Consider the following 1,209-nt stretch of genomic DNA (forward strand, 5'->3'; position numbering starts at 1 on the left):
CAAATAATCCAGTTTGATTTAAAAAAATAATTTTATGTCTGATTCAAAATTAGCAATTGAGTTAAGAGAAGTTATCAAGAAAAAATTTTCCAATACTGAGATTTCCAAAAGATTCCTTGATAGATTGGAACAGGGGATTCTAACTAGAGATGAGAATCCAGTATCTCATTTTTGCGCTTACTTTGGCGCTTATGACCCTAAAGCCAAAGAGATCTTTATCGGACATCATAAAAAGTCTGGATTGTGGCTGGTGAATGGCGGGCATATTGATAAGGACGAAACATTAAAAGAAACACTAAAGAGAGAAATTGACGAAGAATGGGGGCTAAATTATGAAGACTTGAAAGTTAGCGAACCGCAAATCCTTACTATTACCGATATTTATAACCCAAAAAAACAGCCTTGCCGTGCCCACTATGACGTTTGGCATTTAGTGAAAGTGGACAAAGATACATTCAATCCAGACAAGGAAAAATTAGCCGAGGAATTTTATGAAAACAGATGGGCAAATTTGGAAGAAGTAAGAAGGCTGGTTGCCAAAGACGTGAATCATAATAAGGCAGTTGATTTTATTGAAAATAATTTGTTTAATGAATAATTTTATGAAAGACAGACCAATGGTTGGAGTAGGCGTTTTAATTATGAAAGACAGCGACGCTTTTCCAGTGCGTTGGCGAATTTACGATTGACCACTAATTATTAAAACATTAGAGCTATATTTTTGGTAAGCTAATTCGGGGGCATTGCAAATCTTTTTAAAATCATTATAATGTAATAGTAGGGGGAATAATTAATTAAAAAAAAGAAAATGGCAAAAATGACAAAAGCTCAACTAATGAGTGCGTTAGCCGAAAAAACTGGTCTTCCTAAAAAGGATGTTATTGGTTTTATGGATACGTTGGTTGAAATGGCGTATTCAGAAGTAAAGAATAACGGAGAATTTGTTCTCCCCGGTTTTGGGAAAATGGTTAAGGTTAACAGAAAAGCTAGAATGGGAGTTAATCCGGCAACAGGAGAAAAAATAAACATTCCCGCCAAAACAGTGGCCAAATTTCGTTTGGCAAAAATGGCTAAGGAAGCGGTTTTGTAATTTTTTCAGGCTTAGTTTTAAAAACTGCCTCGTTTAGCGAGGCGGTTTTTTTGTAGTTTATAAATTAATTGGAAAAATTATTTTGTGTGTTACAATAGGGGTATGAAAATTTTTTCTCT

General features: G+C 34.5%; 2 protein-coding genes. Both read left to right on the plus strand.

What is annotated here, in order from left to right; all coding sequences use genetic code 11:
• The first annotated feature begins 34 nt into the window (after positions 1-34).
• On the plus strand, positions 35-598 hold the full coding sequence (locus COZ07_RS07365) for an NUDIX domain-containing protein (protein WP_406607926.1): 564 nt from the start codon (positions 35-37) through the stop codon (positions 596-598).
• A gap of 210 nt (positions 599-808) precedes the next feature.
• Complete coding sequence (locus COZ07_RS07370) at positions 809-1,090, plus strand: HU family DNA-binding protein (RefSeq protein WP_406607927.1); 282 nt, start codon at positions 809-811, stop codon at positions 1,088-1,090.
• Positions 1,091-1,209 lie beyond the last annotated feature (119 nt).

Origin of the sequence: Candidatus Infernicultor aquiphilus, from assembly GCF_002784285.1 — a bacterium.
GTDB classification, from domain to species: Bacteria; Atribacterota; Phoenicimicrobiia; order Phoenicimicrobiales; family Phoenicimicrobiaceae; genus Infernicultor; species Infernicultor aquiphilus.

Bases quoted from the DNA above. Each gene is read 5' to 3' on its own strand.
- COZ07_RS07365 (WP_406607926.1), top strand. From the start codon at position 35: ATGTCTGATTCAAAATTAGCAATTGAGTTAAGAGAAGTTATCAAGAAA.
- COZ07_RS07370 (WP_406607927.1), top strand. From the start codon at position 809: ATGGCAAAAATGACAAAAGCTCAACTAATGAGTGCGTTAGCCGAAAAA.